We start from the raw sequence: 26,422 nt of genomic DNA, 5'->3' as shown, positions 1-26,422 counted from the left end.
CCTAGATGTAACGGTTGAGTTTCGGCATATTGACGGCCTGGTTGCCCATCGTCCACTCTTCGTGGGAGCGCTCCCAAAAACGCTGACGATCCATCCCATCGCAGACCACGCTGTCGGGGACGGGTCTGCGATGCCACCTCCCATCGATTCGGGCGACCACCTGAGAGGGGTCCGGAATGTTGAACCACAAGCGGCACGGCAAGCTCGCCGCTATCGCCGTCACGGCGGCCACCGCCCTGGCGCTGACCTCCTGCGGCTCTGACGAGCCTGCCAGCACCGCCGGCGGCGGCGGCTCCGCCGCTCCCGCCGAGCCGGTGACCATCACCGTGCACACCTTCGGCGGTGGCGAGAACTTCGGCTACGACAAGGCCGTCGAGACGTGGAACGCCGCGCACCCCAACATCCAGGTCAAGTACCAGAACCTGACCGACCGCTTCGAGGACGTCTACCTTCCTCAGCTGCTGCAGAAGCTGCAGGCCGGAAGCGGCACCGCCGACATCGTCGGCATCGACGAGGGCGCCATGGGCCTGATGGCCCAGCGTCCGCAGTTCTTCACCGACCTCGGCCAGTACGGTCTCCAGGACCGCAAGAGCGACTTCCCCGCGGCCAAGTGGGAGAACGGCGTCAACAAGGACGGCAAGCTCTTCGCCCTGGGCACCGACATCGGCGGCATGGCGATGTGCTACCGCAAGGACCTGTTCGAGAAGGCGGGCCTGCCGGGCGAGCGCGACGAGGTCACCAAGCTCTGGCCGGACTGGAACTCCTTCATGGAGACCGGCAAGAAGTTCCAGGAGAAGGTCAAGGACGCCAAGTTCCTCGACGGCCCGAACACCCTCTACAACACGGTCCTGTCGCAGGAGGCGCCGAAGAACGGCAACGTCGCCTACTTCGACAAGAGCAACCAGCTGATCATCGAGACCAACCCGGCGATCAAGACGGCCTTCGACACCGTCAAGGCCTACAGCGAGGCGGGCCTGACCGCCAAGCTCGCCTCCTTCACCCCCGAGTGGAACGCGGCCATCAAGAAGGGCGGCTTCGCCGTCATGGGCTGCCCCGCGTGGATGGTCGGCGTGATCGAGGGCGCGGCCGGTGAGGAGAACAAGGGCAACTGGGACGTGGCCGGCGTTCCCGGTGGCGCCGGCAACTGGGGCGGCTCCTACCTGGCCGTCCCGTCGCAGAGCAAGCACCCGAAGGAGGCCGCCGAGGTCCTGAACTTCCTGACCGGCAAGGAGGGCCACGTCCTGGCCTTCGAGGAGGCCAACGCCTTCCCGAGCTCCCTGTCCGGCCAGCAGGACCCGAAGGTCTCCGAGAAGAAGAACGCCTTCTTCAACGACGCCCCGGTGGGCAAGATCTTCGGCGACTCGACCGCGAACCTGCTCCCCGTGTTCCTCGGTGAGAAGCACGCCCAGGTGAAGACCGCCGCGGAGAAGGTCCTGGAGGGCATGGACAAGGGCTCCATCCCCTACGCCGAGGCGTGGACCAAGTTCGTCGAGGCCGGCACCAAGGCAGCGGGCTGATCCCCTCTCCCCGATCGACGGGCCCGACGGCGGCCACCCCGCCGCCGGGCCCGTCGCCTGCCCTGCGTTGAAAGGCTCACCGATGACCCTGAACATCGACACTCCCGCCCCCCCGCGGCGCTCCGGTCCCCGCCGGACGTCCGGGCGCCGGGCCGCGGGACGGGGCGGGGGCGGACTCACCAGGTTCGACCTCCGGGCGACTCCCTACTTCCTCGTCTCGCCGTACTTCCTGCTGTTCGCCCTCTTCGGTCTGTTCCCCCTGGGCTACACGCTCTGGGCCTCGCTGCACGACTGGGAGCTCGGCGGGGACAAGACCTTCCTCGGCATCGACAACTACATCGAGCTGATCGCCGACGAGAGTTTCTGGAACGCGGTGGTCAACACCGTCGGAATCTTCGTCATCTCCACGATCCCGCAGCTCGTCCTGGCGCTGATGCTCGCCAACGCCCTCAACAAGCGCATCCGGGGCCGGCTCTTCTTCCGCCTCGGAATCCTGCTGCCGCTGGTGACCTCGGTCGTCGCGGTGGCGGTGGTCTTCACCCAGCTCTACGGCCGTGACTACGGCATGATCAACTGGTTCCTCGGCTTCTTCGGGGTCGAGCCCATCGAGTGGCAGAACCAGAGCTGGACCGCGTGGCTCGCCATCTCCACGATGATCGACTGGCGCTGGACCGGCTACAACGCGATCATCCTGCTGGCCGCCATGCAGACGATCCCCAAGGACCTCTACGAAGCCGCCTCCCTCGACGGCGCCTCGCCCCGGCGGCAGTTCTGGCAGATCACCATCCCGATGCTCCGCCCGACGCTCGTCTTCGTGGTCTTCATCTCCACCATCGGCGGCTTGACCCTGTTCGCCGAACCGGTCATGTTCGAGGGCAACCCCACCATGGCGGGCGGCGCCACCGGCCAGTACCAGACGGTGGCCATGTTCATCGTCAAGGAGGCCTTCCGCGACTTCGACATGGGCTACGCCTCGGCGGCCGCCTGGATGCTGTTCGCACTGATCCTCGTGGGCATCCTGATCAACTACTCCTTCACCCGCCGGATCGGGGGCAACAAGTGACGGCGATCCAGACCCGCCGGCGCCCGGCGTCACCGGCGTCGGCGGCGAACCGCATCTGGGACGCGGGCCCGCTGACCAAGGTGGTCCTCGCCTTCGCGCTCGTGCTGTCGGCCTTCCCGATCTACTACATGTTCATCATGGCCACGCGCACCAACGACGAGGCCCTGGACACCCCGCCGCCGCTGCTGCCCGGCGGCAACCTCGGCGACAACGTCACCCGGCTGCTCAACACCGAGGACGCCCACTTCGCCACCGGGCTGATCAACTCGATCATCATCTCGACGACCGTGACCCTCTCGGTCGTGCTCATCTCCACCCTGGCCGGCTTCGCCTTCGCCAAGCTCAAGTTCCGGGGCAGCAAGATCCTGCTGGGCTCGATCCTGCTGACCATGATGGTCCCGCTGCAGCAGATGGGCATCGTCCCGCTGTACGAGATGATGGTGAACCTGGGCTGGACCGGTCAGATCCAGGCGGTGATCCTGCCGTTCCTGGTGAACGGGTTCGGGGTCTTCATGATGACCCAGTACACCACCCAGGCGGTGCCCGACGAGCTCGTCGAGGCGGCCCGCGTCGACGGGGCCTCCACCATGCGCATCTACGCCAGCGTGGTGCTGCCCGCCGTACGGCCCGGCATGGCGGTCCTGGCTCTGCTCACCTTCATGCAGAACTGGAACGAGTTCATGTGGCCGTCGATCGTGCTGAACCCGGACAACCCGGTGGTGCAGACCTCGATCGCCGCTCTCAACCAGGCGCACGGCACCGACTACGTCATGCTCTTCACCGGCACGGCGGCCTCGGTCCTCCCCCTCTTCGTCGTGTTCATCTTGTTCGGCCGTCAGATCGTCGGCGGCCTCATGGAAGGTGCGGTCAAGGCGTGACCACGCAAGAGACGCATACTCAGAGCCCGATCCTGGTGTTCCCGACCGACTTCGCCTGGGGAGCGGCCACCTCCGCGTACCAGATCGAAGGGGCCGTCTCCGAGGACGGTCGGGGCGCCTCGATCTGGGACACCTTCGTCCGCCAGCCCGGCCGGGTGGTCAACGGCGAGAACGCCGACGTGGCCATCGACCACTACCACCGCTACCGCGACGACGTCGCGCTCATGGCCGACCTCGGCCTGGGGGCCTACCGGTTCTCCGTCTCCTGGCCCCGGATCCAGCCCGACGGCAGCGGTGCCGTCAACGCCAAGGGCCTGGACTTCTACAGCAGGCTGGTCGACGAGCTGCTCTCCCGCGGCATCGACCCCTGGGTGACGCTCTACCACTGGGACCTGCCCCAGGCCCTGGAGGACGCGGGCGGCTGGCCCTCCCGCGACACCGCCGAGCGCTTCGCCGACTACGCGGCGATCGTGCACGACGCGCTCGGCGACCGGGTGCGCAACTGGAGCACGGTCAACGAGCCGTGGTGCGCGGCCTTCCTGGGTTACGCCTCCGGCGAGCACGCCCCCGGGCGGCGCGAGCCGGCCCAGGCCATGCACGCCGCGCACAACCTGCTGCGCGCCCACGGCCTGGCCGTGCGGGCCATGCGCGCCCAGCGTCAGGACACCCGGATCGGCGGCTGCGTCAACCTCTACGCGATCTCCCCGCAGACCGGTTCCGAGGCCGACCTGGACGCCGCCCGCCGCATCGACGGGCTGCAGAACCGGTTCTTCCTGGACGCGCTGCTGAAGGGCGCCTACCCCGAGGACGTGTTGCAGGACCTGGGCCCGATGGCCGACTTCGTCCGCGACGGCGACATGGACGTCATCTCGGCGCCGCTGGACATGCTGCTGATCAACTACTACAGCCGCTTCACCGTCTCCGGCGTCCCGGGCGGCGCGGCCTCGGCGGCGGCGGCCCCCACCGACAGCGGCTCGCCGTGGGTGGGCAGCGAGCACGTGTCGTTCGTCAACGCCGGGCGGCCGGTCACGGCCATGGGCTGGGAGATCGACGACGCCGGGCTGTACGAGATCCTGGTCCGCCTGGCCCAGGAGTACCCGCGGGTCCCGCTGGTCATCTCCGAGAACGGCGCGGCCTTCGACGACGTCATGACGGAGGCCGGGGCCGTGGGGGACCACGAGCGTCTGGCCTACATCGAGGCGCACCTGCGCACCTGCCACGCCGCGATCGAGGCGGGGGTGCCGCTGCAGGGGTACTTCGCCTGGTCGCTGATGGACAACTTCGAGTGGGCCTGGGGGTACGGCAAGCGGTTCGGGCTGGTCCACGTCGACTACGAGACCCAGCGCAGGGTTCCGAAAGAGAGCGCTCTCTGGTATTCCGGGACCATCAGGCGCGGAGGCCTGAACGGTCCGGCAGAATAAGACGCTACGAGTCCATCCATGGGGGCGAAGCAGATGAACGGCGACCGTCGTCCGACGCTCGAGGCGGTCGCGGCCTTGGCCGGTGTCGGCCGTGGCACGGTGTCGCGGGTCATCAACGGTTCACCCAAGGTGAGCGAGAAGGCGCGCGACGCGGTGCACCGGGCCATCCAGGAGCTCGGCTACGTCCCCAACCGGGCCGCCCGGGCCCTGGTCACCCGGCGCACCGACACCGTCGCCCTCGTGGTCTCCGAGTCGGAGCTGCGGGTCTTCGACGAGCCCTACTTCGCCGGGACCATCCGGGGGATCGGATCGGCGCTGTCGGAAACCGGCCTGCAGCTCATCCTGGCGATGGCCCAGTCCGAGCAGGAGCACGAGCGGCTCGAGCACTATCTGACGGGCCAGCACGTCGACGGCGTGCTGCTGATCTCCCTGCACGGCGCCGACCCCCTGCCCGGGCGGCTGGAGGAGATGGGCGTGCCGACCGTCATCGGCGGCCGCCCGATCGGCCTCGACCCCTACAGCTACGTCGACGTGGACAACCGGGCCGGCGCCCGGCAGGCGGTGAAGTACCTGCTGGGCAAGGGCCGGCGCCGGATCGCCACGATCGCCGGCCCGCAGGACATGGGCGTGGGCGTCGACCGTCTGGCGGGCTACCGCGACGCGCTGCTGGCCACCGGGATCCCCGAGATGGTGGCCTACGGCGACTTCAGCGAGGAGAGCGGCATGATCGCCATGCGCGCTCTCCTTGAGGGCAACCCGGACGTGGACGCCGTCTTCACCGCCTCCGACCCGATGGCGCTGGGCGCGATGCGCGTGTTGCGCGAGGCGGGCCGGAGCATCCCCGGCGACGTCGCGGTGATCGGCTTCGACGACTCCCCCGCGGCCGCGCACTCCTCCCCCACCCTCACCAGCGTGCACCAGCCCACCGAGGCCATGGGACGGCAGATGGCCCACCTGCTGGTCGCCCGGATCAACGGCGAGCAGCTCGAGCAGCCCGTGGTGATCCTGGACACCCACCTGGTCGAGCGGGACTCCGCGTGAGCGGCGCCCGTCCCGGACGCCCCCCGCGCACCCCGGGGTGACCCCGGTCTCCCCCTGTTCCCACCGCCCTCCCCGTCCCCCTCCCCCGGCGAAAGGACCCCTGTGTCCCGGCAGTTCACCCTCCGCAGCGGCGCTCTGAGCGCTGAGATCACCGAACGGGCCGCGGCCCTGCGCGTACTCCGCCGCGGTGAGCGCGACCTGGTGGCGAGCTGGCCCGCCGACGGCCCCATCCCCTGCTACAGCGGCACACTGCTGGCCCCCTGGCCCAACCGCGTCGGCGGCGCCCGCTACTCCTTCGCCGGGCGGACCCACCGGTTGCCGGTCAACGAGGAGGACCGGGGCAACGCCCTGCACGGGCTGGTCGCCGAGGTCGACTGGGAGGCGGTGGAGTGGTCCGAGGAGCGGGACGGGCAAGGTTCCGTACGGCTGACGCACACGATCACCCCGGTCCCCGGCTATCCGTTCACGCTGGCCCTGCAGGTGCTGTACACCCTCACTCCCGAAGGGCTGACCACCACGCTCACCGCCGAGAACATCGGCCGGGAGGCCGCGCCGTACGGCGCCGGTCCGCATCCCTGGCTGCTGGCCGGCCCCGTCGTAGAGGACTACGAGCTGCACGTGCCCGCCGATCGGGTGCTGCTGGTGGACGACCTGCTGCTCCCCCGCTCGCTGGAGGAGGTCGCCGCGACGCCGTACGACTTCCGGACGTCGCGCGTGATCGGCGCCACGCCCGTGGACCACGCCTTCACCGGGCTCGTCCCGGACGGCGACGGGCTGGTCCGGGTCCGGGTGCGCGGCCCGGAGGGGGGCGTCGAGATCGCCTGGGAGGCGGCCGCGATGCCCTGGGCGCAGGTGTGCACCGGGACCGGGCTCGGCTACGCGGGACTGGCCGTCGAGCCGATGAGCTGCCCGCCGGACGCCTACAACTCCGGCACGGACCTGATCGTGCTCCAGCCGGGCGACAAGGCCGAGCACTCTTGGACGATCTCTCCCTGCTGAGACCCGGCGGGGCCCCGGAGAGGACGGCGATGGACAGCAGGACCAAACGGATTCTCGCCCCCGACCAGCTGGACGCGCTGCTGCGCAGGGCGCTGGGGGCGGGGGTGGTCTCCTCCACCGAGCTGACCGACGGCTTCGCCAACGCCGTGTGGCGGCTGGCCCTGGACGACGGCCGCGAGGTGGTGCTCAAGCTGTCGCCCCCGCCCGAGCTGGAGCAGCTGCGCTATGAGCGCGACCTGCTGCGCACCGAGGCCATGGTCTACGGCCTGGCCCCGCTGCCGGGTCCCGAGCTGCTGCGGGCCGGGTTCGACGACCCGGTGCTCGGCGGCGACTACCTGATCCTGTCCGCGCTGGACGGGGTGTCGTGGAACCACGCCGAGCCGCCCGAGACCGGGGTCCTGTGGCGGGAGGTCGGCGGGCACCTGGCCCGGCTGCACACCGTCACCGGCGAGGTGTACGGCTACCCGCACGCCGGGCTGACCGGGCCCACCTGGCGTTCGGCCTTCCTGACGATGGTGGGGGCGCTCCTCGACGACGCCCGGCGTTACGACATCGCGCTGCCCGCCCCGGCCGGGGAGATCATGGCGGCGGTCCGGTCGCGTGCCGGCGCCCTGGAGGAGGTGACCTCCCCCCGCCTGGTCCACTTCGACGTCTGGCCCGGCAACGTCTTCCTCGCCCCCGGTCCGCCGAACGGCGCGCCCCGCGTCCAGGCGATCATCGACCACGAGCGCGCGTTCTGGGGTGACCCGCTGGCCGACTTCGTCACCCCGACGATCTTCGGTGAGCTGCGGGAGACCGACGAGATCGTGGCCGGTTACCGCGAGGCGGGCGGCGTGGTGCCCTTCGACGAGGCGGCGCGCCTGCGGATGGCCTGCTACCGGCTCTATCTCGGCCTGATCCTGCTGGTGGAGAACGGGCCCCGGCAGTATCCCGAGCAGGAGTACGCCCCCCTGCGCGACAACAGCGCCGCCTCGGTCGTCCGGGCCCTGGAGCTCCTGGGCTCCCCCGTCGCCTGACCCGGAACACGCCACGGGCCGCGCCCCGGTGAGGGCACGGCCCGTGGTGTGTCCGCCCCGGCTACATCCGGGCGTGCGAGGGGATCCTGCCCTCGGCGTAGGTGCTGTCGAACATCTCACGCTCCGCCGTCTGGGCGTTGCTGCTGTGCGTCTCCTCGATGCGCAGGGCGATGCCCATCGCGAAGAAGGTCGGCGCCCACTCGCCGATGAAGATGCCCCAGCGGTCGGCCCGGTCGAGCCCGGCGTTCTCGGCCGTCTTCGACGTCAGCCAGGAGACGAACGACAGGCCGATCGAGCCGATTCCGGCGGCGTACATCATGCCGGACTTCACGCCCATCTTGTGAAGCATGCTGATCATTTCTCAACCCCCCGATGATGGTTCGTACGTATCGTTACCCCTGCCTATCGAGATGTAACCGACTGAACACGCGAAATGACACAGTGGCGATATCGCAGCTCAGAGGGGGTGATGCCGGGCTGCCCGTCGGCCACAACGGCTCCCCGGAGGTGGGATGCCGATGCGGCGCGGTGTCGCGGCGACGCTGGTCTCGGCGGCGGCGTTCGGGCGCATGCCGATCTTCGCGTCCTACGCGTACGGCACGGGCATGGCGGTGACGACTGGGCGGGGGCGTGTACGCCGCCCAGTCGCTGCTGGACGGGCCGCGGCGGACGGAAGCCGCCGGGCCCGAGTCCCGCGACCCTGCCGAGCCCTGGAGCCCCGCGGGAGCGTGAGATCCGGATCCGCCGGGGCCCGGCGCCGAGTCTCAGCCGTCCCTGCGCAGGCGGAACATCTCCGACTCCAGATCGAAGAAGCGGCGGGTCCTGCCCAGCGAGGTCATGCCGAGCCTGAGGCACACCGCCCTGGAGGCCTCGTTGTCCGGCTTCAGCAGGGCGTACACCTCCTCCAGCCCGGAGGCGAAGCCGCGCTCCACCGCGCCCCCGGCCGCCTCGGTGGCGTACCCCCTGCCCCAGGAGTCGGGGTGCAGGTGCCAACCCACCTCCACCTCCCCGTCCCCGCCCGGGATCGGCCGGAACAGCACGGTCCCCGCGGCGACCCCGCTGTCGCGTACCTGGACCGCCCAGGAACCGTACCGGCGGTCCCTCTCGTGGAAGGCGCGCCAGCCCTCCACCGCCCTGGCCGCGTCGAACTCGAAGGGCGGCAGCCAGCGGGTCACCTCCTCGCGCGTGTAGATGTCGGTCATCCGGTCGAGGTCGTCCTGGGCCGCGGTCCACTCGCGGACGATCAGGCGTTCGGTTTCGTAAATCGTCACGCCGGACACTCTCCCGCATCCCCGGCCGCCCCACGTCACCCGCCGGACGGACCCGGGAGGCTTCCCCGTCCCACCGGGCCGTGCCATAATTCAATGGGTGATGAATTATGACTGAGAACAGATGCGTGATCGCCGGGGGCGGCCCGGCGGGGGCCGTGCTCGCGCTGCTGCTGGCCCGTTCCGGCGTCCCGGTGACGCTGCTGGAGAAGCACGCCGACTTCCTGCGCGACTTCCGCGGCGACACGATCCATCCCTCGACCCTGGAGGTCCTCGACGAGCTCGGCCTGGCCGGGGAGTTCCACCGGCTCCCCCACCGCAAGGCCCGCCGCATGTCGATCCGCACCGACGACGCCGAGATCCCCCTGGCCGACCTGTCCGGGCTCGGCAGCCGCTATCCCTACATCGCCTTCGTCCCGCAGTGGGACTTCCTGAACCTGGTGACCACCGCCGCCGCCCGCCACCCCGGCTTCCGGCTCATCATGAACGCCGAGGTGACCGGGGTGATCCGGGAGGGCGGCGCGGTGCGCGGCGTCCGCTACCGCGACACCTCGGGCGGCATCTCGGATGACGGCTCGGGCCGCGCTTCGCAGGAGCACGAGATCCGGGCCACGCTCACCGTGGCCGCCGACGGCCGCCACTCCGACGTGCGCCGGGCCGCCGGGCTGGTGCCGGTCGAGCACGGCGCCCCGATGGACGTGGTCTGGTTCCGGCTGCCCCGGGAGCCCGGCGACACCGGCGAGACGTTCCTGCGGGTCTCCAGCGGCCACCTGATGGTGGCGATCAACCGGGAGAGCTACTGGCAGCTCGCCTACGTCATCCCCAAGGGCGGCTTCGAGGACCTGAAGGGCCGCGGCGTCGAGGCGCTGCGCGAGCCGGTGGCGCGGATGCTGCCGTTCCTCGCCGGGCGCGTCCATCTGATCGAGGACTTCGGCGACGTCAGCGTGCTGTCGGTGGCCCTCAACCGGCTGCGCCGCTGGTACCGGCCGGGCCTGCTGGTCATCGGCGACGCCGCGCACGCCATGTCCCCGGTCTTCGGCGTCGGCATCAACCTGGCGGTGCAGGACGCGGTGGCCGCGGCCAACCTGCTGGCCGGGCCGCTGCTGGCCGGCGGGCAGATCCCGCAGTCGCTGCTGGCCCGCGTCCAGCGACGGCGCACCCCGCCGACGGTGATCACCCAGTTCGCCCAGCGCGTGGTCCAGAACCGGCTGATCCGCCCGGCCCTGCACGGGGTCGCCGAGCCGGTGCGGTTCCCGCGCGACGTCTCCCGCCTGCCGGTGGTCGCCCCCCTGGTGCGCCGGTTCATCGGGCTGGGCGTACGCCCCGAGCACGTCCGGACGCCCGTCGCCTCCGCCCGCCCCTGACGCGCGCCGAGGGGCCGTGAAGCGTCCGGCGGAGTCTCACCAGGGAAAAAGACGTTCTCAATAGGTGGACATAGGGGTAAGTTCGCCGGGCAGGGTGCAATAGCCTGTCATACCGTGAGCATCAACCTCGATTCCTGGCGGCAGCTGCCCGCTGCGCAGCAGCCCGACTGGCCCGACCGCGGCGAGCTCGAGAAGGTCGTCGCCGAGCTGAACGGCGTTCCTCCCCTCGTCTTCGCCGGGGAGTGCGACAACCTCAAGGCCGAACTGGCGGCGGTGGCGCGGGGCGAGGCCTTCGTGCTGCAGGGCGGCGACTGCGCCGAGACGTTCGCCGGGGCCACCGCCGACGCCGTGCGCAACAAGCTCAAGACGCTGCTGCAGATGGCGATCGTGCTCACCTACGCCGCGAAGGTGCCGGTGGTGAAGATCGGCCGAATGGCCGGGCAGTTCGCCAAGCCGCGCTCCAAGGGCACCGAGATCCGCGAGGGCGTGGAGCTGCCCGCCTACCGCGGTGACATGGTCAACGGCCTGGAGTTCACCCCCGAGGCCCGCACCCCCGACCCGTGGCGGCTGCTGCGCGCCTACCACTCCTCCGCGGTGACGCTGAACCTGATCCGCGCCTTCACCAAGGGCGGTTACGCCGACCTGCGCCAGGTGCACGCCTGGAACCAGGACTTCGTGGCCGAGTCCCCGGCGGGCAAGCGCTATGAGCAGCTGGCCCGTGAGATCGACCAGGCGCTGGCGTTCATGCGCGCCTGCGGGGCCGACCCGGAGGAGTTCCACACCGTGGAGTTCTACTCCTCCCACGAGGCGCTCATCCTGGACTACGACCGGGCCCTGACCCGGATCGACTCCCGTACCGGCCTGCCGTACGACGTCTCGGCGCACATGGTCTGGATCGGCGAGCGCACCCGCCAGCTCGACCAGGCGCACGTGGAGTTCTTCGCCGGCATCCGCAACCCGATCGGCGTGAAGCTCGGCCCGACGACCGCCCCCGAGGACGCCCTCGCGCTGGTCGAGAAGCTGAACCCGGACAACGAGCCGGGCCGGCTGACCTTCATCACCCGCATGGGCGCCTCGAAGATCCGCGACCACCTGCCCTCGCTGGTGGAGAAGGTCACGGCCAGCGGCGCGCAGGTGGCCTGGATCTGCGACCCGATGCACGGCAACACCTTCGAGGCGCCCAGCGGCCACAAGACCCGCCGCCTGGACGACGTGCTGAACGAGGTGGCCGGCTTCTTCGAGGTGCACCGCGCGCTGGGCACCCACCCCGGCGGCATCCACATCGAGTTCACCGGTGACGACGTCACCGAGTGCGTGGGCGGCGGCCGGGAGATCGTCGAGGACGACCTGGCGCTGCGCTACGAGACCGCCTGCGACCCCCGGCTCAACCGGAGCCAGTCGCTGGACCTCGCCTTCCGCGTCGCCGAGCTCTACCGCTCGGTCTGAGCCGGACTCCCCGGCTCCGTCCGGAGTTCCGGGCCTTCCGAGCTCATGCGGAAGGCCCGGAGCCCCGGACGGGGGCCCGGCCACGGCGCCGGTTCACCCGGCGCCCCGCCGGCCGCGTCCCCTGCGTGGTCCAGGGCTTAGTTCTGGGCGCCCATCTCGTTGGCGAGCTCGGTGCGGATCGCGTCCATGTCGAGGGCCCGGACCTGCCTGATCAGGTCCTCCAGGGCCGGCTCGGGCAGCGCCCCGGGCTGGGCGAAGACGACGATGCCGTCGCGGATGGCCATGACGGTCGGGATCGAGGTGATCTCGAACCCCTGGGCCAGCGCCTGCTCGGCCTCAGTGTCGATCTTTCCGAACGTGATGTCCTCGTGCTTCTCGGAGGCCTTCTCGAAGATGGGCCCGAACGTCCGGCACGGCCCGCACCAGGCCGCCCAGAAGTCCAGCAGGACGATCCCCTGATCGGCGATCTCGTTGAAGTTGTCTTCGGTTACCGCGATGGTCGCCACTACTGGCTCCTCTTTCTCCGACTCTGTACGGCTCGCATAACCCCGTACCCCTGCCGAGCATTCCATCCCCCGCGCCCCCGGCCAAAACGCGCGACCTCAGCGCGGGCCCGCGGCACCGGCGGGTTCACGGCACCGGCGGGTGATGGGTGGCGAACCAGGCCACCCACCGGCGCTGCCAGGGCGTCTCGACCGCCCGGGGGTTGTACTTCCTGCGCGTCCACCTGACGGCCAGATGCGCCGGCAGGCCCGCCAGGATCGTCATGCAGGAGATGACCGTGCCGGTGCGGCCGACGCCGCCCTTGCAGGCGACCTCGACGGCCTCGCCCGAGCGCGCGCGGTCGTACAGGCGGACGATGGCCAGGGCGGTCTCGTGCCAGTCCAGCGGAAGCATGTAGTCGGGCCAGGGAACCCACTCGTGCGGCCACAGCAGCTTCGCCTCGTGGCGGTTGCGGAGCCGGGACAGCCCCAGGTAGAGCGCGAAGTCGGGAACGGGGCCGATGGGAGTCGGGTCGCGCAGTCCGCGACCGCGGATCCATGTGCCGTCGGGGATCTGGACCGCGTTGATGAGGGACTCTGCCATGCGGTGATTGTCATGGAATCCGGTCGTCGTGTCTTCACCCGTACCGGTGGGTGTTCTCCCCGGATTTGTTACGTCCCCGAACGGCAGGGAAACGGGGAGGAGAAGGGGGAACCCAGCTAGGAGTGGTGATGACTGAGAATATTCCGGAGCACGATCCGCATTCGCGCCTCGAGGACGAGGGGATTCCGGACCTCCAGGACGGCACCCCGCAGCAGCAGTGGGCGGTCGACCCGCAGGAGGCTCCGATTCCCGGTGACCGCCCCATGGCCCTCGACGACTTCGGCACCACCGTCGACGAGCAGATCCAGGGTGAGTCGCTGGAGGGCCGCATCCGCCGTGAGGTGCCCGAGGAGCAGCCGGTGTTCGGGGTCGATCCCGGGCAGAGGGCCGGCCGGATGGATGACGACAGGGACGATCTGGAGTTGAGCGCCTCCGGCCCCGAGCCGCGCGTGACGGAGGAGAGCGGCCTGGGGGTGGGCTCCGACCTCGACACCCGTTTCGAGGAGGGTGACGACCTCGACCAGCCGTGGCCGGCCCAGCCCGAGGAGCCCTCGGGTGCCGTCTGGGACGACCCCCGCCCCGCCGGGCGGCTGGTGGCCCCCGACGAGGGCGCCCACGAGGACGCCGAGCCCGATCTGGTCGCCCGCGAGGTGGGGCCCGACATGGGCGGCTACACGGCCGAGGAGGCCGCCATGCGGGTGGAGCCCGAGTGAGCGACCGGAGCCCGAGCCGGCCGGCCCCGTCAGAGGACCCGTCAGAGGAGAGGAGAACGCGGTGAACCAGAGGGAGCGGGAGAAGGAGAAGGAAAGGGAGCAGCTGAAGGGCACCACCTTCGACCCCGAGCTGCACAACATGGGCGGTGACGTCGGCCCGGCCTCGATCCGCGGGTCCAACGCCAAGCCGGGCGGCGATCCCGACGACGACGCCGCGCCCAAGAGCGGCTGGTCCCAGCCCATGGGGAACATGACCGGCCGCGACGACGAGCGCCCGGAGATCGCCGGATCGGACGAGAAGGCGGTGGGCGCCAGGACGGACGAGATCGAGGACCACACCCCGGCCTCGTCCGAGCCGCACCGCATGCCCTTCGACCCGAACGAGTCCGAGGGCGGCCCCGACTACGCCCGGCGGGCCGGCGGCCCGGTGGAGACCGGTCCCGACGACGACGGCCCGCTGCCGGACCGTAGGATCCCGGACACCGGGGGGCACGTCGGGGCCGACCTGGACTGGAAGGACTCCGACGTGGACGACCCGGACGCGGGGTCCGGCCGGACCGACGAGGACGACGGCGGCTACCTGCCCGGCGAGGGGACCGGCCGCCCGCCCGCCTGACCGGGCACCCGCCCCGGACGGGACGTCCGTACACGAGACGAGGGCGTCCCGTACGCGAGCAGGTGTCCGTACGCGGACGGGACCCGGCCCGGGAAACGACGGACCCGCTCCGCCGCGCAGGCGGAGCGGGTCCTTTGTGCGTACGGCCGCGCGGGCGGCTCGATCAGCCCCGGCCGCCGGGGATGGTCAGGCCGACGATCACGGGGTCGTGGTCGGAGGAGCGGAACGCGTCGGGCTTGTACAGGCCCGGCGGGTTGAACTCCATGTTGTAGTCCAGCGCCCTGGGCTCGTCGGCGTTGATGTGCCAGATGGTCGCGCTGGTCACCCGCTTGAGCAGCTGCCTGCCGACCAGGGCGTGGTCGAGCTCGCCGATCTGGCCCTCGAACAGGTAGCTGTAGCGCAGCGGGGCGGGGACGAACTTCTTCGTCACACTGGTCAGGCCGCCGGCCTCCAGGGTGTCGATCGGGTCCTCCTCGCCGTAGGCGTTGAGATCGCCCAGCACCAGCGGGTTGGGCAGGTCCAGGCTCTCGATCAGGCCGAGGGTGGCCTGGGCCTGGCGGACGCGCTCACCGTTGTAGCAGCTCTGCCCGTCGCCCTGGTCGGCGTCCGGGCCGGTGGCCTCCTCGTCGCAGCCCTTCGACTTGTAGTGGTTGACGAGGACGGTGAACGGCTGGCCGCCCTGGACGCGACGGAAGGTCTGGATCAGCGGGGGCCGCCGGAAGACCGGGTCGGTCGAGGACTGGGCCGCGCCCACGAGCTGCACCTTGGCCGGCTTGTAGATCATCGCGACGTGGATGAGGTCGGTGCCCGGGTACGGGTGGGCCAGGGCCGCGTAGGTGCCCGCGCCGACCTCGGCGTTGAGCGCGTCGACCAGGGCCTGCACGGCGGTCTGCCCGTTGTTCTGGACCTCCATCAGGCCGACCACGTCGGCGTTCATGCCCTTGAGCGCGGCCACCAGCTTGGTCAGCTGCCGCTGCTGCTCCTCGGCGTTGCTCGCGCCGCGCGAACCCAGCGTGGTGAACCAGTTCAAGGTGTTGAAGCTGGCCACCGTGACGTTGCCGATCACCGGGAACGGCTTGGGCAGGCGCGGGTTGGTGCGCAGGAAGGAGATCGGCTTGGTCGGCTGGAGGCGGTACTTGCCGAAGCCGTAGCCCATCACGCCGGTGACGCCGAGGGTGGTGTCGCCCAGCCGGACCACGCGCGGGTCGGTGTGCGGGGTGACCGGCGGGTTCTCCACACCCGAGCCGTCGTCCACCAGGAGCGTACGGCGGGCGTTCAGGGCGGGGTCCACACCGGGACGGTCGGTCGGCTGGTAGATCCGGCCCTCGGAGGAGAGGTTGATCTCACCGTAGCGGGCCAGGTTGTAGTGGTCGCTGACGCTGAGCACCTCGGGGAAGGTGACGAGCATGCTCTCGACCGGCTCGAAGGTCTTCCCCTCGGCGCGCGGCAGGCTCTGCTTCACCGGAGCGATCGTGCCGGTGCCGCAGACGTCCACGGCGGTGACCGAGGTCAGCTCGGTCCAGCCGTTGAACTCCACGACCCTGCCGGTGACCAGGACCCGGTCACCGACCTTGACGTCCTTGAAGGAGGCGCGGGCGAAGGCGAACAGCCCGTCGGAGGTGGCGGGGTCGGCGTCGGGCGTCGGGTCCTGCAGGAAGAACCCGCTGAGCTGGTTCGTCTCCTGGAAGTCGGCGGTCACCACGCCCTCGACGCGGACGGTCTGACCGGCCAGCGGGCTGGCGTCGCCGCTGCCCTGGACCTGGGCGATCTGGTGGGTGGCCGGGGTCTCGCACGGCGCGGTCGTCGGCGTCGGGGTCGGCGTCACCGTCGGGGTGACGGTCGGCGTCGGGGTGGGCGTGGGCTCGACGTCGCCGCACGGCGCCGCGGCGGTGGCCCGGTTGCGCGGCGCCGGGGTGCCGGCCTCGATGTCGGAGCCGTTGACGTCGGTGTCGGTGCAGCCTCCGGCCTTGCGCAGGCCCGCGGTCGTGTTCGACAGTGTGGGGGCCGCGGCGCCCTCGGAGTAGTTGGCGGTGCCGTAGCCCACGAGGTCGGCGATGAGCGCGGTCTGCTCGGGGGTGCAGGGCAGGGAACCGCCGTTGCAGGCCAGCCCCTCGGCCGAGCGGACCAGGGCGACCTTGCCCGCGCTGCCGCTCATGTTGGCCGTGCCGGTGGTGTCGGGCGCGGGCAGCGCGGCGCCGTTGGCGCCGCCGGCGAGCTGGACGAGGTGGTACTGGCCGGGCGCGAGGGTGCCGGACAAGGCGACCGCGTTGGAGCCGAAGGGGCCGGTGCCGGTGGCGCTGGCGTACTGGACGGACCAGCCGTCCAGGGCGACGGGCGCGGAGCTCCGGTTGAACAGCTCCACGAAGTCGTTGGCGAAGGGGGCACCGCTGTTGCCGCCGCCGCCGTAGACCTGGCTGACGACGACGGAGCCCGGCGCGGCCAGGGCCGGGGTCGTGGTGAGGGTCGCGACGCCGGCGGCGGTGACGCCGACGGCCGCGAGGGCGGCGAACGCCCGGGATAAAGCACGCATAGCAGGAGCGTAGAGCCCCTTGGATCCGCTTACATTCCCCTATATGTGGACGGAAGGTGAAATCGGGAAATCTTGACACTTCATGTCGAGGGGCGCACGCCAACGCTGGCTGCCCTTGACCTAGCTCCGGATCTCGCAGGTATCACTTGCCCCTTCACGGGGGTATCACTGGGACATGAGACCCCTCGACATGGGTTGGGTCGTCTGCGCCGCCTCCCCCGAGTGCACCGGGTCGGCGCGGCCGCCGTACGGACGCTGCCTGGCCCATCTGGAGCGTGACGAACTCGGCGAGGTCATCCGCGGCCTGGCTCCCGGATCCCCCGTCGACCTGCGGGGCACCGTCGTCGGCGAAGACCTGCTGGAGCAGGTCCTGACCGCCACCCGGCGCACCCTGGGCAGGGCCCGGTTCGACTGGGCCCTCTTCCCCGACGAGGCCCGCTTCGGCGCCGTCCTGTTCAGAGGCGACGCCTCCTTCGACCACGCGGCCTTCCACCGCCTGGCCTCCTTCTACGACGCCCGTTTCACCGGCAACGTCTCCTTCGGGGAGGTCAGGTTCGCCAGGGAGCTGTCCCTGCACGGCGTCACGGTGACCGGGCACGCGGCGCTGGACCGGGTGGTCGCCGGCGGCGACGCGCTGTTCGGCTCGGCCCGCTTCGGCCGCACCTCCTCCTTCCGTCACGCCGAGTTCCGCGGATTCACCAGCTTCGACGACGCGCGGTTCGCCGGCGACGCGGGGTTCCGGGGCTGCCGGTTCGGCCGGACGGTCTCCTTCCACAAGGCCCGCTTCGACGGCCTGGCCGGGTTCGAGGCGGTGCGCTTCTCGGCCAGGACCTACCTGACGCCGGCCGTGACCGGCCGGCGCCTGACCCTGGCCGGGGCCCGGGCGAGCGGCGCCCTGGAGCTGTCGGCCGCGGGCTGCCCGGTGGACCTGCGGCGGCTGCACGCCTCCGGGGAGCTCACCGTCCGCCTGCAGGACGCGGAGGTCGACCTGGAGGAGGCCACGCTGCGCGGCCCGGCCGCCGTCATCGGGCGGGGCACGGCCCGGGTGGTCTCGCTGCGCGGCGTGGAGGCCGAGTCCCTGGAGCTGACCCGCCTGGACCTCACCGCCTGCCGCTTCGCCGGGTTCCCGCGTCCCGACCGGGTCCGCCTGACCGGGTGCGCGTTCGCCGCCGCCCCCCGGGGCCTGCGGTTCCCCTCGAAGTGGCCGATCCTGCGCTGGTGGCCCGGGCGGCGGCGCATCGCCGAGGAGCACGCCTGGCACGAGTGGTCCTCCCCGCCCGCCGGTACGCCCGCCGACCCGCCCGCCGGCCGGTCCGCCGCTCCTCCCGCCGACCCGCCCGCCTCCGCGCCTCCGGCGCACCTGGCGGGATGACCCGGCCTCCGGGTCTTCTCAGGGAGGTCCCCGATGCGCGGCCCGCGGGCGTCGGCCAGGATGAGGCTGCCCGGAGTCCCGCGACGGGACCGCACCACAGGGGAGACCATGACGAGCACCGGAGTCATCGACGACTACGTCACCGGGCTCAGCCGCGCGCTCAGGGGGCCCAGGCGTCCCAAGCTCGATCTGATGACCGAGGCCCGCGACAGCCTGCTGGACGCCGCCGAGGCCCTGGAGTGCGACGGCCTGGAGCGGGCCGAGGCCGAGCGCGCCGCGGTGCGGGATTTCGGCACGATCGAGGAGATCGCGCCGGGATACCAGGAGGAGCTGTCGGTCTCGGCGGGCCGCAGGCTGGCCGTCCTGCTCTTCGTCGCCGTGCCGATCACCGCGATCATGTGGAACATGCTCTGGCGGGTCTTCCCGGCGGACGTCGTCTCCTACGAGGCCGCGCCGGACTGGTTCGCGCCGGTGGCGCGCGTGGTGGACGCCACGCAGCTGCTCATCGGGGCGATCGGCGCGATCGCGCTGCTCGCGCTGGGCCGGGGCAGGCGCAGGATCCGGCGGCCGGAGCGGGTGGCCCGGGCGCTGGCGGTGTTCGTCTGGGCCATGGTGCCGGTCATGTTCGTGCTGTGCAGCGCCCTGATGTACGGCTCGAACGGCCCGGTCGGCTTCTCCGACTACCCTCCCGGCCTGGTCGCCTCCGCGGTGAGCTACGGCCTCTGGGGCGTGAAGGTCGCCCTGGCCACGCGGTGCATCGGCATCACCCGCAACCGGGTGCCGGCCGTGGCCCATTCGTCCTGACCTCCCCGACGCCCCACCGGCCGTGATCGCGGCCGGTGCGGAGGACGGCTGCGTCCGCACCGTCTTCGCTCCCTGACCCCTCCCCCGCCCGCGTTCCCCACCGGACCCGGAGCCTGCCCGACGCCGGGGCTCCGGGTCCCGTCATGCCGGCGCCCGTGACCCCGCGGGACTCTCATTCGGCGGCGCGCGGCTCCAGCACGCTCGCGATCGTGGTCGTGAACTCCCGCCAGGCCGAGCGCTCCCCGGCCAGCGCCGTACGGCCCGCGGAGGTCAGCCGGTAGGTGCGCCGTTTGCGCCCGCCCACGGTGGCCCACTCGCTCGCCAGGTATCCCGCCTGCTCCAGGCGGCGCAGCGCCGGATAGACCGTGCCGGTCGGCACGTTCAGCACGCCGCCGCTCCGCGCCTGCAGCGCCTCGATGATCGCGTAGCCGTGCAGGGGCTCGGCCTCCAGAACGGAGAGCAGCAGGGCGTCCATGTGCCCTCGGAGCGCATCGGTGTTCACGTCCCTCACCCTACCTCTCGCATAGACAGGCTACATGTAGCCGTTCTACATGTAGAGTGTCTATAGGTAGACAGACACAATGATTGAGGTGACGCCATGGACGTGCTCGACCTGGCCCGGACGCAGTTCGCGGTGACGGGGAGCCTGCACTTCCTGTTCGTCGTGCTGACGCTGGGACTGGCCCCCCTCGTGGCGATCATGCAGACGCTCTGGACCTTCCGCGGCAATCCGGTCCACGAGCGGATGGCCCGCTTCTGGGGCCAGATCTATGTGATCAACTACGCGCTGGGCATCATGACCGGCCTGGTGATGGAGTTCCAGTTCGGCCTGAGCTGGAGCGGGCTGTCGCACTACGCCGGGGACGTCTTCGGCGCCCCGCTGGCCGTCGAGACCCTGGGCGCGTTCTTCCTGGAGTCCACGTTCCTCGGCCTGTGGATCTTCGGCTGGCACCGGCTGCCCCCGAAGCTCCACCTGGCGTGCATCTGGATCGTCACGCTGACCGCCTACGCCTCGGCGTTCTGGATCATGGCGGCGAACGCCTTCCTGCAGAACCCGGCCGGCGCCGTGGACCGGGGCGGCCACCTGGAGCTGGCCGACTTCGGCGCGCTGCTCACCAACCCCATGCTCACCTTCGCCCTCCCCCACGTGATCGGCGCGGCCCTGCTCACCGGCGGCTGCGTGCTCATGGGCGCCAGCGCCTACCAGCTGTTCCGCGGGAGCGCCGAGCGGGAGTTCTTCACCAAGTCCCTGCGGCTCGGCGTGGTCGTCGCGGCGGTCGGCGCGGTCGTCGCGGTCGCCTTCGGCTTCGCGCAGTTCGGCCCGCTCGGGGAGTTCCAGCCGGACAAGTTCGGCGGCAAGCCGCTGGCCGGGGCGGGGCTCGGCTTCATGATCCTGATCGGGGAGCTGTTCCAGTTCGTCGTGTTGTTCTTCCTCCTGCCCACGGTCCGCTGGCTGCCGCGCTGGCGGTGGGCGCACCCGATCATGATGATGCTGACCCCGCTGCCGTTCCTGGCCGCGATCCTCGGCTGGCTGGCCCGCGAGGCCGGCCGCCAGCCCTGGCTGATCTACGGCAAGCTGACCGTGGCCGACGCGATGTCCCCCGGGCTCACCTCCGGGATGGTCACCACCTCACTCGTCGCCTTCACCGCCGTGCTCGGCCTGCTCGCGGTGGCCGACTATCTCCTCATCGCCCGCACCGTGCGCCGCGGCCCCGCCGCCGTCACCCTGGGCGTTCCCCCCGGCCCCGGCGGCCCCGCCCCCGAGCGCGCCACCGCGCTGAGCCTGTAAGGAGACATCGATGGACATCCTCTGGTTCGGCGTCTTCGCCGTCCTGGTGCTCGGCTACTTCGCCCTGGAGGGCTTCGACATCGGCCTGGGCATGCTCCTGCCGTTCCTCGGCAGGACCCAGGAGGGCCGGGACCGGATCGTGGCCGCCATGGCGCCGTTCGTCCTGGCCAACGAGGTCTGGCTGGTGGCCGTGGCCGGCGTGCTCTTCGGCGCCTACCCGCGCGCCGAGGGCGAGGTCCTGTTCGGCCTCTACCCGCTGGTCGTCGCGCTGCTGGTCTCGTGGATCCTGCGCGACGCCGGGCTGTGGTTCCGCCGCCGCGCGGACGGCCGCGCCTGGCGGGCGGGCTGGGACTGGATCATCTGCCTGGCGTCGTACGGCCTGGCGTTCGGCTGGGGCGCCGCCCTGGTCGCCCTGGCGAGCGGAATGTCGATCACCCCGCTCGGGCTCGCCGGCGGGGCCGCGGTCGCCGCGGCGCTCGCCTTCCACGGCTGGACCTTCGTCTCCTGGCGGCTGCCCGGCCGGGTGACGGGCGCGCGCCGGGGCGGAACCGCACTCCTCGTCTCGGCCTGCGTGGCCGCCGCGCCCGCCGCGGCGCTGCTGGCCGGATCCGCCCCCTGGATCATGGACCGCACCGCCCCCGCCGATACGCTGAGTGTGCTCAGCATCATGATCCTGCCCCTCGCGCCGGTCATGCTCGGCGGGCAAGTATGGGTGTGGCGCACGTTCGGCCCCGGGCGGGCGCCTGAACGCACCCTGTCCTTCTTCTAGAGCCCCTACGGGGACCCCCGACCCCCTAAGGCACGCATGCACAAGGATCTTCTGCGGCTGGCGCGGAGCGAGCGAGCCGTCCGCCGTCACCTGGCCCTCTGCCTGGCCGCCGCGGTCCTCGCCGGGCTGCTCGTCCTGGTCCAGGCGGAGCTGCTGGCCGGTGTCCTGTCCGGGCGGTTCGCCGTCGCCGCCCTGCTCCCGCTGGCCCTGGTCGTCGGGGCCCGGGGGCTGCTCGGCCTGGTCCAGGGCGTGGCGGCCGGGCGCACCACGACCGCGGTGAAGTCGGTCCTGCGCCACCGGCTGCTGTCCCGGCTGCGGGACCTGGGCCCGGCCAGGCTGACCTCGCACCGCTCGGGTGAGCTGGTGACGCTGAGCGGCCGGGGCCTGGACGCCCTCGACCCCTACCTGAACGGCTATCTCCCCTCGGTAGCGGTGGCGGGCGTCGTCCCGATCGCCGTGCTCGTCCGGCTGCTCACCGCCGACCTGGCCAGCGCGGTGATCGTGCTCGTCACGCTCCCGCTGATCCCGGTCTTCGGCGCGCTGGTCGGCATGCACACCAAGGCCGTCACCGAGCGCCAGTGGCGGGCCCTGTCCCGCCTCGGCGGGCACTTCCTCGACGTGGTGCGGGGCCTGCCGACGCTGCGCGCCTTCGGCCGGGCCCGCTACCAGGCGGAGGTGATCAGGCGGGTCGCCGAGGAGCACCGGGCCGCGACCATGCGCACGCTGCGGGTGGCGTTCCTGTCGTCGCTGGTGCTGGAGCTGGCCGCGTCGCTGTCGCTGGCCCTGGTCGCGGTCCCGATCGGCCTGCGCCTGCTGGGCGGGACGCTGGAGCTGTCGACCGCGCTGCTGGTGCTGCTTCTGGCCCCGGAGGCCTACCTGCCGCTGCGCAACATGGGCACCAGGTTCCACGCGGCCATGGAGGGCGTCGCCGCCGCCGACCAGGCCTTCGCCGTACTGGACGCCGAGACGGAGCCGGACCCGCGGCCCGCCTCCCCCGCGGACGGGTCCGGGGCCGGGGACGGCGCGCCTTCGGCGGACGGGCCGGGCCGGGGCGCCCCGGAGATCCGGCTGGAGAACGTCACGGTGCGCTATCCCGGCCGCGGGGAGGCGGCGCTGGAGGAGGTCTCGCTGGTGATCGCGCCGGGCGAGCGGGTGGCGCTGGTCGGCGAGAGCGGCGCGGGCAAGAGCACCCTTCTCCACCTGCTGCTCGGCTTCGTCACCCCGGAGCGCGGGCGGGTGCTGGTCGACGGGGACGACCTCGCCGCCGGATCCTGGCGGCCGGCGTTCGTGCCGCAGCGCCCGCACCTGTTCGCCGTCTCGGTGGCCGACAACATCCGGCTGGGCTCCCCCGGCGCGACGCCGGACGAGGTCCGCGCCGCGGCCCGGGCCGCGCACGCGGACGGGTTCGTGACGGAGCTGCCGCAGGGCTACGACACGGTGCTCGGCGAGCGCGGCACGAACCTGTCGGCCGGACAGCGTCAGCGGGTCGCGCTGGCCCGCGCGTTCTGCCTGCCCGGTGCGGACGCCCTGCTGCTGGACGAGCCGACCGCCCGCCTCGACGGCCGCAGCGAGGCCGCCGTCGTCGCCGCGACCCGCGACCTCGCCGAGGGCCGGACCGCGGTGATCGTGGCCCACCGCCCCGCGATGATCGACCTCGCCGACCGGGTGATCAGAATCGCCGACGGCCGGATCGTCTCCGACCGGAGAGTCCCCCGGCACGACACCGAGAACCAGAGACCCTCCGCCCTGGATGTATCTCCCGACGGGTTCGATGACAGCGTTTCCACGGCGCAGGGCGGAGAGTCACGATGAGCCGGACAGGTAAGCGGCTCGCCCTCGCGATGGCGGCCGGGGCGGCGGCGGAGCTGGCCGGGCTGGGGCTGATCGGCTCCGCCGCGTGGCTCATCACCCGGGCGGCCGAGCAGCCGCCGCTGGCGGCGCTGAGCGTGGCGATCGTCGGGGTGCGGGCGTTCGCGACGACCAAGGGGGTCTTCCGGTACGGCGAGCGCCTGGCAGGGCACGACGTCGCGCTCCGCGCCCAGGCGACGACCCGGGAGGAGCTCTACCGGGCGCTCGTCCCGGCGGGGCCGCTGAACCAGGGCGGGGCCGACCTGCTCAGCCGCATGGTCGACGACACCGACGCGGTACAGGATCTGCTGGTCAGGGGACTGCTCCCGGCGGTCGCGGCGCTGGTGACCGGGCTCGCGGCGGTGACGCTGGGGCTGTTCCTGCTGCCCGCGGCGGCGCTGGTGCTGCTGGCCGGGCTGCTGGTCGCCGGAGTCGCCCTCCCCGCCGGGGTCGCCGCGATCACGCGGCGCCGGTCCGCGCGGATCGCCCCCGCCCGGGCGGAGCTGGCCGCCCGGGTCGCCGACCTGCTGCACGGCTCGGCCGACCTGGCCGCCTACGGCGCCACCGACCGGGCGCTGGCGGCCTGCGACGAGGCGGACGCCCGGCTGGCCGTGCTGGAGCGGGGTCAGGCACGGGTGAACGCGGCGGCCGCCTGCCTGGGGGTGCTCGCCCAGGGGCTGACCGTCACCGGGGTGGTGCTGGCGGCCCGGGCGGCGGGCGCCGGGAGCGTGGCGACCGCCGTACTCGCTCTGACCTCCCTGGTGTCGTTCGAGCCCGTGCTGCCGATGGCCGCCGCGGCCGAGCGGATGACCGGGGTGTCCGCCGCCCTGCGCCGTCTGAGAGAGGTCCGCGCGACCCCTCCCGCCGTCACCGAGCCGGAGCGTCCGCGGCGGGTGCCCGGCGGGCCGCTGACGGTGGAGGTCGAGAACCTGGTCGTCCGGCACGCCCCCGGCCGCTCCCCCGCCCTGAACGGCGTCAGCCTGACCCTCACCCCGGGCAGGCGCGTGGCGATCGTCGGCCCGAGCGGCGCGGGCAAGAGCACCCTGCTGGCCGCCCTGATGCGCCTGGTCGAGCCCGAGTCCGGCACCATCAGACTGCACCCCCTCGCCTCCGGCTCGGACTCCGGCCACCCCCCGCACCACACGGGGGCGCGGGGAGCGGGGGGCAGTGGGGCGGCGGTCGATCTGCGGGAGGTGTCCTCGGAGGAGGCCCGCCGGGTGATGACGGGGCTGACGCAGGATCCGTACGTGTTCCAGGCCTCGCTCCGGGACAACCTGCGGCTGGCCGGGCCGGAGGCCGGGCAGGAGGAGCTGGCCGAGGCCGTACGGCGGGCGCGGCTGGAGACGTGGGTGGAGCGCACCGGATGGGACACCCCGCTCGGGGAGGACGGGCGGACGGTCTCCGGCGGCCAGCTGCAGCGGCTGGCGCTGGCGCGGGCGCTGCTGAACGACCCGCCCGTGCTCCTGCTGGACGAGCCCGCCGAGGCCCTCGACGAGGAGACCGCCGACGCGCTCATGGCCGACCTGCTCGACGCCACCAGGGGGCACACGACGCTGCTGGTCACGCACCGGCTGCGCGGCCTGGAGGAGGTGGACGAGATCGTCGTGCTGGAGAACGGCGTGGTCGTCCAGCGGGGAACCCATGACGAGCTGGTGGACGCCCCCGGTTACTACCGGGACCTGTGGCGTTCGGAGGCGCTGGTCTCCCGGCGGTGATCACGATCGGCCGCACGCCGCCGGGCAGAACCTGACCTCGGGATGGCTCGGCGAGGGCCCCTCCAGCAGGGGCTGCCGCCGCGACTTCAGGTGCCGGTCGAGGAAGGCCGCCACGTACGTGCGGGTGAGCTCGGCGGCGCGCGCCGCCTCCAGCACGCCGTAGGCGGGCGTGACGCCGAGGGCGCCCGCCAGCAGCGGGCCGTCGGTGAAGGACTGGTGTTCCCCGCCCGTCAGCACGATCCAGCGCTTCCACCCGGTCAGCAGCTTCCAGTCGCGGTCCCACGAGATGTCCCGGCCGCCGGGGACGTGCTGCGGCGAACCGATGAACATGAACGGCCGGGTGAACCCGCCCTCGGGGATCCGGGCGTAGGTGGTGCCGTCCATGTCGATCCCGGCGCGCACGCGGGAGTCCTTCACCAGGGCCGCCAGGGCGCCGGCCCCGCCGATCGACTGGCCCGCCATCGCGATGCGGGAGCGGTCGATCCGGCCGGAACCCTCCCACTCCGCCGGCAGCCGGTCGAGCACGAAGGAGACGTCGGCCGCCCGGCCCTGCACCACCCCCGTGCCGAAGCCCGGGTCGCCGTCGCTGTCGCACGCGATGCATTCGGCGACCCGCCCGTCGGACAGGGTCGTGACGTAGCTCTCGTAGGGGTGGTCGATCCCGGCCACGACGTATCCCCGGCTGGCCAGATCCTCGGCCAGGGACGTGAGCGTGCTCACCGGCTTGGTGAAACCGGGTGAGAGCACCACCAGCGGGAGCCTCCGCCCTGCGGGGTCGGCGTCCTTGACGGCGTTCGTGCGCGTCTTGCTCAGCGTGTCGTACGGCACGCCGGTGATCCTGGAACCCTTCAGGAGGAGTTCCGACTCCTTCGGCGTCATGTACGGCGCCCGCTGCCCGTCCCGCCGCCCGGTCGGGTACCACAGGGTGACCTTGAGCTCCCTGGCGTCGGCGTCGAGGTTCCAGGGATCGGGGCGCGAGGTGTCCTTCAGGTACAGGACGGTGGTGCCGACCGGATGGTCGCCGGTGGGGGCGGGCAGGGTGGCGGGGCCGGTCGGCGTGGGCGCCACGCCGGCGGGTCTGGGCGGGGCGGGCGCGGTGCAGGCGGACGCGGCGAGGACGGCCAGTCCCGCGGCGACTGCCAGGAGCTGTCTCATCGGGAGGTCCAT

The 26,422-nt window shown here is 72.1% G+C and carries 24 protein-coding genes; 17 read left to right on the top strand and 7 right to left on the bottom strand.

What is annotated here, in order from left to right:
- The first annotated feature begins 176 nt into the window (after positions 1-176).
- From Pta02_RS11480 to Pta02_RS11450, 7 genes are all read left to right on the top strand, one after another.
- On the top strand, positions 177-1,517 hold the full coding sequence (locus Pta02_RS11480) for an ABC transporter substrate-binding protein (protein ID WP_203874716.1): 1,341 nt from the start codon (positions 177-179) through the stop codon (positions 1,515-1,517).
- 82 nt (positions 1,518-1,599) lie between these two features.
- Complete coding sequence (locus Pta02_RS11475) at positions 1,600-2,580, top strand: carbohydrate ABC transporter permease (protein WP_203874715.1); 981 nt, start codon at positions 1,600-1,602, stop codon at positions 2,578-2,580.
- The gene (locus tag Pta02_RS11470; protein ID WP_203874714.1) at positions 2,577-3,458 is read left to right on the top strand and encodes a carbohydrate ABC transporter permease; all 882 of its coding nucleotides are present in this window, start codon (positions 2,577-2,579) and stop codon (positions 3,456-3,458) included. The genes Pta02_RS11475 and Pta02_RS11470 overlap by 4 nt, the downstream gene beginning before the upstream one ends.
- A complete protein-coding gene (locus Pta02_RS11465; RefSeq protein WP_203874713.1) occupies positions 3,455-4,879 on the top strand; it encodes a GH1 family beta-glucosidase in 1,425 nt (474 codons plus the stop codon). Before Pta02_RS11470 ends, Pta02_RS11465 begins: the two co-directional genes overlap by 4 nt.
- A gap of 33 nt (positions 4,880-4,912) precedes the next feature.
- A complete protein-coding gene (locus tag Pta02_RS11460; protein ID WP_203874771.1) occupies positions 4,913-5,920 on the top strand; it encodes a LacI family DNA-binding transcriptional regulator in 1,008 nt (335 codons plus the stop codon).
- A 102-nt stretch (positions 5,921-6,022) separates the two neighbouring features.
- Positions 6,023-6,919 carry an aldose 1-epimerase family protein gene (locus tag Pta02_RS11455; protein WP_203874712.1) on the top strand — a complete coding sequence of 299 codons (897 nt, stop codon included), beginning with the start codon at positions 6,023-6,025 and terminating at the stop codon, positions 6,917-6,919.
- Positions 6,920-6,948: 29 nt separating this feature from the next.
- Positions 6,949-7,935 (top strand): phosphotransferase family protein, encoded by a 987-nt coding sequence (locus Pta02_RS11450; RefSeq protein WP_203874711.1) that lies wholly within the window; start codon positions 6,949-6,951, stop codon positions 7,933-7,935.
- Positions 7,936-7,996: 61 nt separating this feature from the next.
- Here the strand turns inward: Pta02_RS11450 and Pta02_RS11445 are convergent, their stop codons facing one another.
- Both Pta02_RS11445 and Pta02_RS11440 read right to left on the bottom strand, forming a co-directional pair.
- Positions 7,997-8,293, bottom strand: coding sequence for a hypothetical protein (locus tag Pta02_RS11445; RefSeq protein WP_203874710.1), 297 nt, complete (start codon positions 8,291-8,293; stop codon positions 7,997-7,999).
- Positions 8,294-8,699: 406 nt separating this feature from the next.
- Positions 8,700-9,206 carry a GNAT family N-acetyltransferase gene (locus Pta02_RS11440; protein WP_203874709.1) on the bottom strand — a complete coding sequence of 169 codons (507 nt, stop codon included), beginning with the start codon at positions 9,204-9,206 and terminating at the stop codon, positions 8,700-8,702.
- A gap of 107 nt (positions 9,207-9,313) precedes the next feature.
- On the opposite strand from Pta02_RS11440, the gene Pta02_RS11435 reads away from it, so the two are divergent.
- Complete coding sequence (locus tag Pta02_RS11435) at positions 9,314-10,567, top strand: FAD-dependent oxidoreductase (protein ID WP_203874708.1); 1,254 nt, start codon at positions 9,314-9,316, stop codon at positions 10,565-10,567.
- Positions 10,568-10,681: 114 nt separating this feature from the next.
- Positions 10,682-12,013, top strand: coding sequence for a class II 3-deoxy-7-phosphoheptulonate synthase (locus Pta02_RS11430; RefSeq protein WP_203874707.1), 1,332 nt, complete (start codon positions 10,682-10,684; stop codon positions 12,011-12,013).
- A 137-nt stretch (positions 12,014-12,150) separates the two neighbouring features.
- On the opposite strand, the gene trxA is transcribed toward Pta02_RS11430, so the two are convergent.
- Entirely contained in the window at positions 12,151-12,585 is a 435-nt protein-coding gene (gene trxA / locus Pta02_RS11425; protein WP_373872362.1) for a thioredoxin, read from the bottom strand.
- Positions 12,586-12,643: 58 nt separating this feature from the next.
- Complete coding sequence (locus tag Pta02_RS11420; protein ID WP_203874705.1) at positions 12,644-13,099, bottom strand: protein-tyrosine phosphatase family protein; 456 nt, start codon at positions 13,097-13,099, stop codon at positions 12,644-12,646.
- Positions 13,100-13,227: 128 nt separating this feature from the next.
- Between Pta02_RS11420 and Pta02_RS11415 the strand changes: the two genes are divergently transcribed.
- Complete coding sequence (locus Pta02_RS11415) at positions 13,228-13,812, top strand: DUF5709 domain-containing protein (protein WP_203874704.1); 585 nt, start codon at positions 13,228-13,230, stop codon at positions 13,810-13,812.
- Positions 13,813-13,873: 61 nt separating this feature from the next.
- Positions 13,874-14,428 carry a hypothetical protein gene (locus tag Pta02_RS11410; RefSeq protein WP_203874703.1) on the top strand — a complete coding sequence of 185 codons (555 nt, stop codon included), beginning with the start codon at positions 13,874-13,876 and terminating at the stop codon, positions 14,426-14,428.
- 163 nt (positions 14,429-14,591) lie between these two features.
- On the opposite strand, the gene Pta02_RS11405 is transcribed toward Pta02_RS11410, so the two are convergent.
- Positions 14,592-16,958, bottom strand: coding sequence for an ExeM/NucH family extracellular endonuclease (locus Pta02_RS11405; RefSeq protein ID WP_203874702.1), 2,367 nt, complete (start codon positions 16,956-16,958; stop codon positions 14,592-14,594).
- A gap of 175 nt (positions 16,959-17,133) precedes the next feature.
- On the opposite strand from Pta02_RS11405, the gene Pta02_RS11400 reads away from it, so the two are divergent.
- Complete coding sequence (locus Pta02_RS11400; protein WP_203874701.1) at positions 17,134-18,330, top strand: pentapeptide repeat-containing protein; 1,197 nt, start codon at positions 17,134-17,136, stop codon at positions 18,328-18,330.
- A 108-nt stretch (positions 18,331-18,438) separates the two neighbouring features.
- Complete coding sequence (locus tag Pta02_RS11395) at positions 18,439-19,134, top strand: permease prefix domain 1-containing protein (RefSeq protein WP_203874700.1); 696 nt, start codon at positions 18,439-18,441, stop codon at positions 19,132-19,134.
- 172 nt (positions 19,135-19,306) lie between these two features.
- On the opposite strand, the gene Pta02_RS11390 is transcribed toward Pta02_RS11395, so the two are convergent.
- Positions 19,307-19,636 carry a PadR family transcriptional regulator gene (locus tag Pta02_RS11390; RefSeq protein WP_203874699.1) on the bottom strand — a complete coding sequence of 110 codons (330 nt, stop codon included), beginning with the start codon at positions 19,634-19,636 and terminating at the stop codon, positions 19,307-19,309.
- A 96-nt stretch (positions 19,637-19,732) separates the two neighbouring features.
- On the opposite strand from Pta02_RS11390, the gene Pta02_RS11385 reads away from it, so the two are divergent.
- From Pta02_RS11385 to Pta02_RS11370, 4 genes are read left to right on the top strand one after another with little or no spacing between them, the layout of a single operon-like run.
- Complete coding sequence (locus Pta02_RS11385; RefSeq protein WP_203874698.1) at positions 19,733-20,923, top strand: cytochrome ubiquinol oxidase subunit I; 1,191 nt, start codon at positions 19,733-19,735, stop codon at positions 20,921-20,923.
- A 10-nt stretch (positions 20,924-20,933) separates the two neighbouring features.
- A complete protein-coding gene (locus Pta02_RS11380; RefSeq protein ID WP_203874697.1) occupies positions 20,934-21,692 on the top strand; it encodes a cytochrome d ubiquinol oxidase subunit II in 759 nt (252 codons plus the stop codon).
- A 36-nt stretch (positions 21,693-21,728) separates the two neighbouring features.
- Positions 21,729-23,504 carry a thiol reductant ABC exporter subunit CydD gene (gene cydD / locus Pta02_RS11375; protein WP_203874696.1) on the top strand — a complete coding sequence of 592 codons (1,776 nt, stop codon included), beginning with the start codon at positions 21,729-21,731 and terminating at the stop codon, positions 23,502-23,504.
- Positions 23,501-25,255 (top strand): amino acid ABC transporter ATP-binding/permease protein, encoded by a 1,755-nt coding sequence (locus tag Pta02_RS11370; RefSeq protein ID WP_203874695.1) that lies wholly within the window; start codon positions 23,501-23,503, stop codon positions 25,253-25,255. The genes cydD and Pta02_RS11370 overlap by 4 nt, the downstream gene beginning before the upstream one ends.
- Here Pta02_RS11370 and Pta02_RS11365 read toward each other — a convergent pair whose 3' ends face one another.
- A complete protein-coding gene (locus tag Pta02_RS11365) occupies positions 25,256-26,410 on the bottom strand; it encodes an alpha/beta hydrolase family protein (RefSeq protein WP_203874694.1) in 1,155 nt (384 codons plus the stop codon). It lies immediately after the preceding gene.
- Positions 26,411-26,422 lie beyond the last annotated feature (12 nt).

The organism is Paraplanobispora takensis (genome assembly GCF_016863195.1).
Classification (GTDB): domain Bacteria; phylum Actinomycetota; class Actinomycetes; order Streptosporangiales; family Streptosporangiaceae; genus Planobispora; species Planobispora takensis.
This window is presented reverse-complemented; position numbering and strand designations above follow the sequence as displayed.

Bases quoted from the DNA above. Each gene is read 5' to 3' on its own strand.
- Pta02_RS11385 (WP_203874698.1), top strand. From the start codon at position 19,733: ATGGACGTGCTCGACCTGGCCCGGACGCAGTTCGCGGTGACGGGGAGC.
- Pta02_RS11475 (WP_203874715.1), top strand. From the start codon at position 1,600: ATGACCCTGAACATCGACACTCCCGCCCCCCCGCGGCGCTCCGGTCCC.
- Pta02_RS11405 (WP_203874702.1), bottom strand. From the start codon at position 16,958: ATGCGTGCTTTATCCCGGGCGTTCGCCGCCCTCGCGGCCGTCGGCGTC.
- Pta02_RS11380 (WP_203874697.1), top strand. From the start codon at position 20,934: ATGGACATCCTCTGGTTCGGCGTCTTCGCCGTCCTGGTGCTCGGCTAC.
- Pta02_RS11435 (WP_203874708.1), top strand. From the start codon at position 9,314: ATGACTGAGAACAGATGCGTGATCGCCGGGGGCGGCCCGGCGGGGGCC.
- Pta02_RS11415 (WP_203874704.1), top strand. From the start codon at position 13,228: ATGACTGAGAATATTCCGGAGCACGATCCGCATTCGCGCCTCGAGGAC.
- Pta02_RS11445 (WP_203874710.1), bottom strand. From the start codon at position 8,293: ATGATCAGCATGCTTCACAAGATGGGCGTGAAGTCCGGCATGATGTAC.
- Pta02_RS11395 (WP_203874700.1), top strand. From the start codon at position 18,439: ATGACGAGCACCGGAGTCATCGACGACTACGTCACCGGGCTCAGCCGC.
- cydD (WP_203874696.1), top strand. From the start codon at position 21,729: ATGCACAAGGATCTTCTGCGGCTGGCGCGGAGCGAGCGAGCCGTCCGC.
- Pta02_RS11460 (WP_203874771.1), top strand. From the start codon at position 4,913: ATGAACGGCGACCGTCGTCCGACGCTCGAGGCGGTCGCGGCCTTGGCC.
- Pta02_RS11370 (WP_203874695.1), top strand. From the start codon at position 23,501: ATGAGCCGGACAGGTAAGCGGCTCGCCCTCGCGATGGCGGCCGGGGCG.
- Pta02_RS11450 (WP_203874711.1), top strand. From the start codon at position 6,949: ATGGACAGCAGGACCAAACGGATTCTCGCCCCCGACCAGCTGGACGCG.
- Pta02_RS11400 (WP_203874701.1), top strand. From the start codon at position 17,134: ATGAGACCCCTCGACATGGGTTGGGTCGTCTGCGCCGCCTCCCCCGAG.
- Pta02_RS11420 (WP_203874705.1), bottom strand. From the start codon at position 13,099: ATGGCAGAGTCCCTCATCAACGCGGTCCAGATCCCCGACGGCACATGG.
- trxA (WP_373872362.1), bottom strand. From the start codon at position 12,585: ATGGAATGCTCGGCAGGGGTACGGGGTTATGCGAGCCGTACAGAGTCG.
- Pta02_RS11365 (WP_203874694.1), bottom strand. From the start codon at position 26,410: ATGAGACAGCTCCTGGCAGTCGCCGCGGGACTGGCCGTCCTCGCCGCG.
- Pta02_RS11480 (WP_203874716.1), top strand. From the start codon at position 177: ATGTTGAACCACAAGCGGCACGGCAAGCTCGCCGCTATCGCCGTCACG.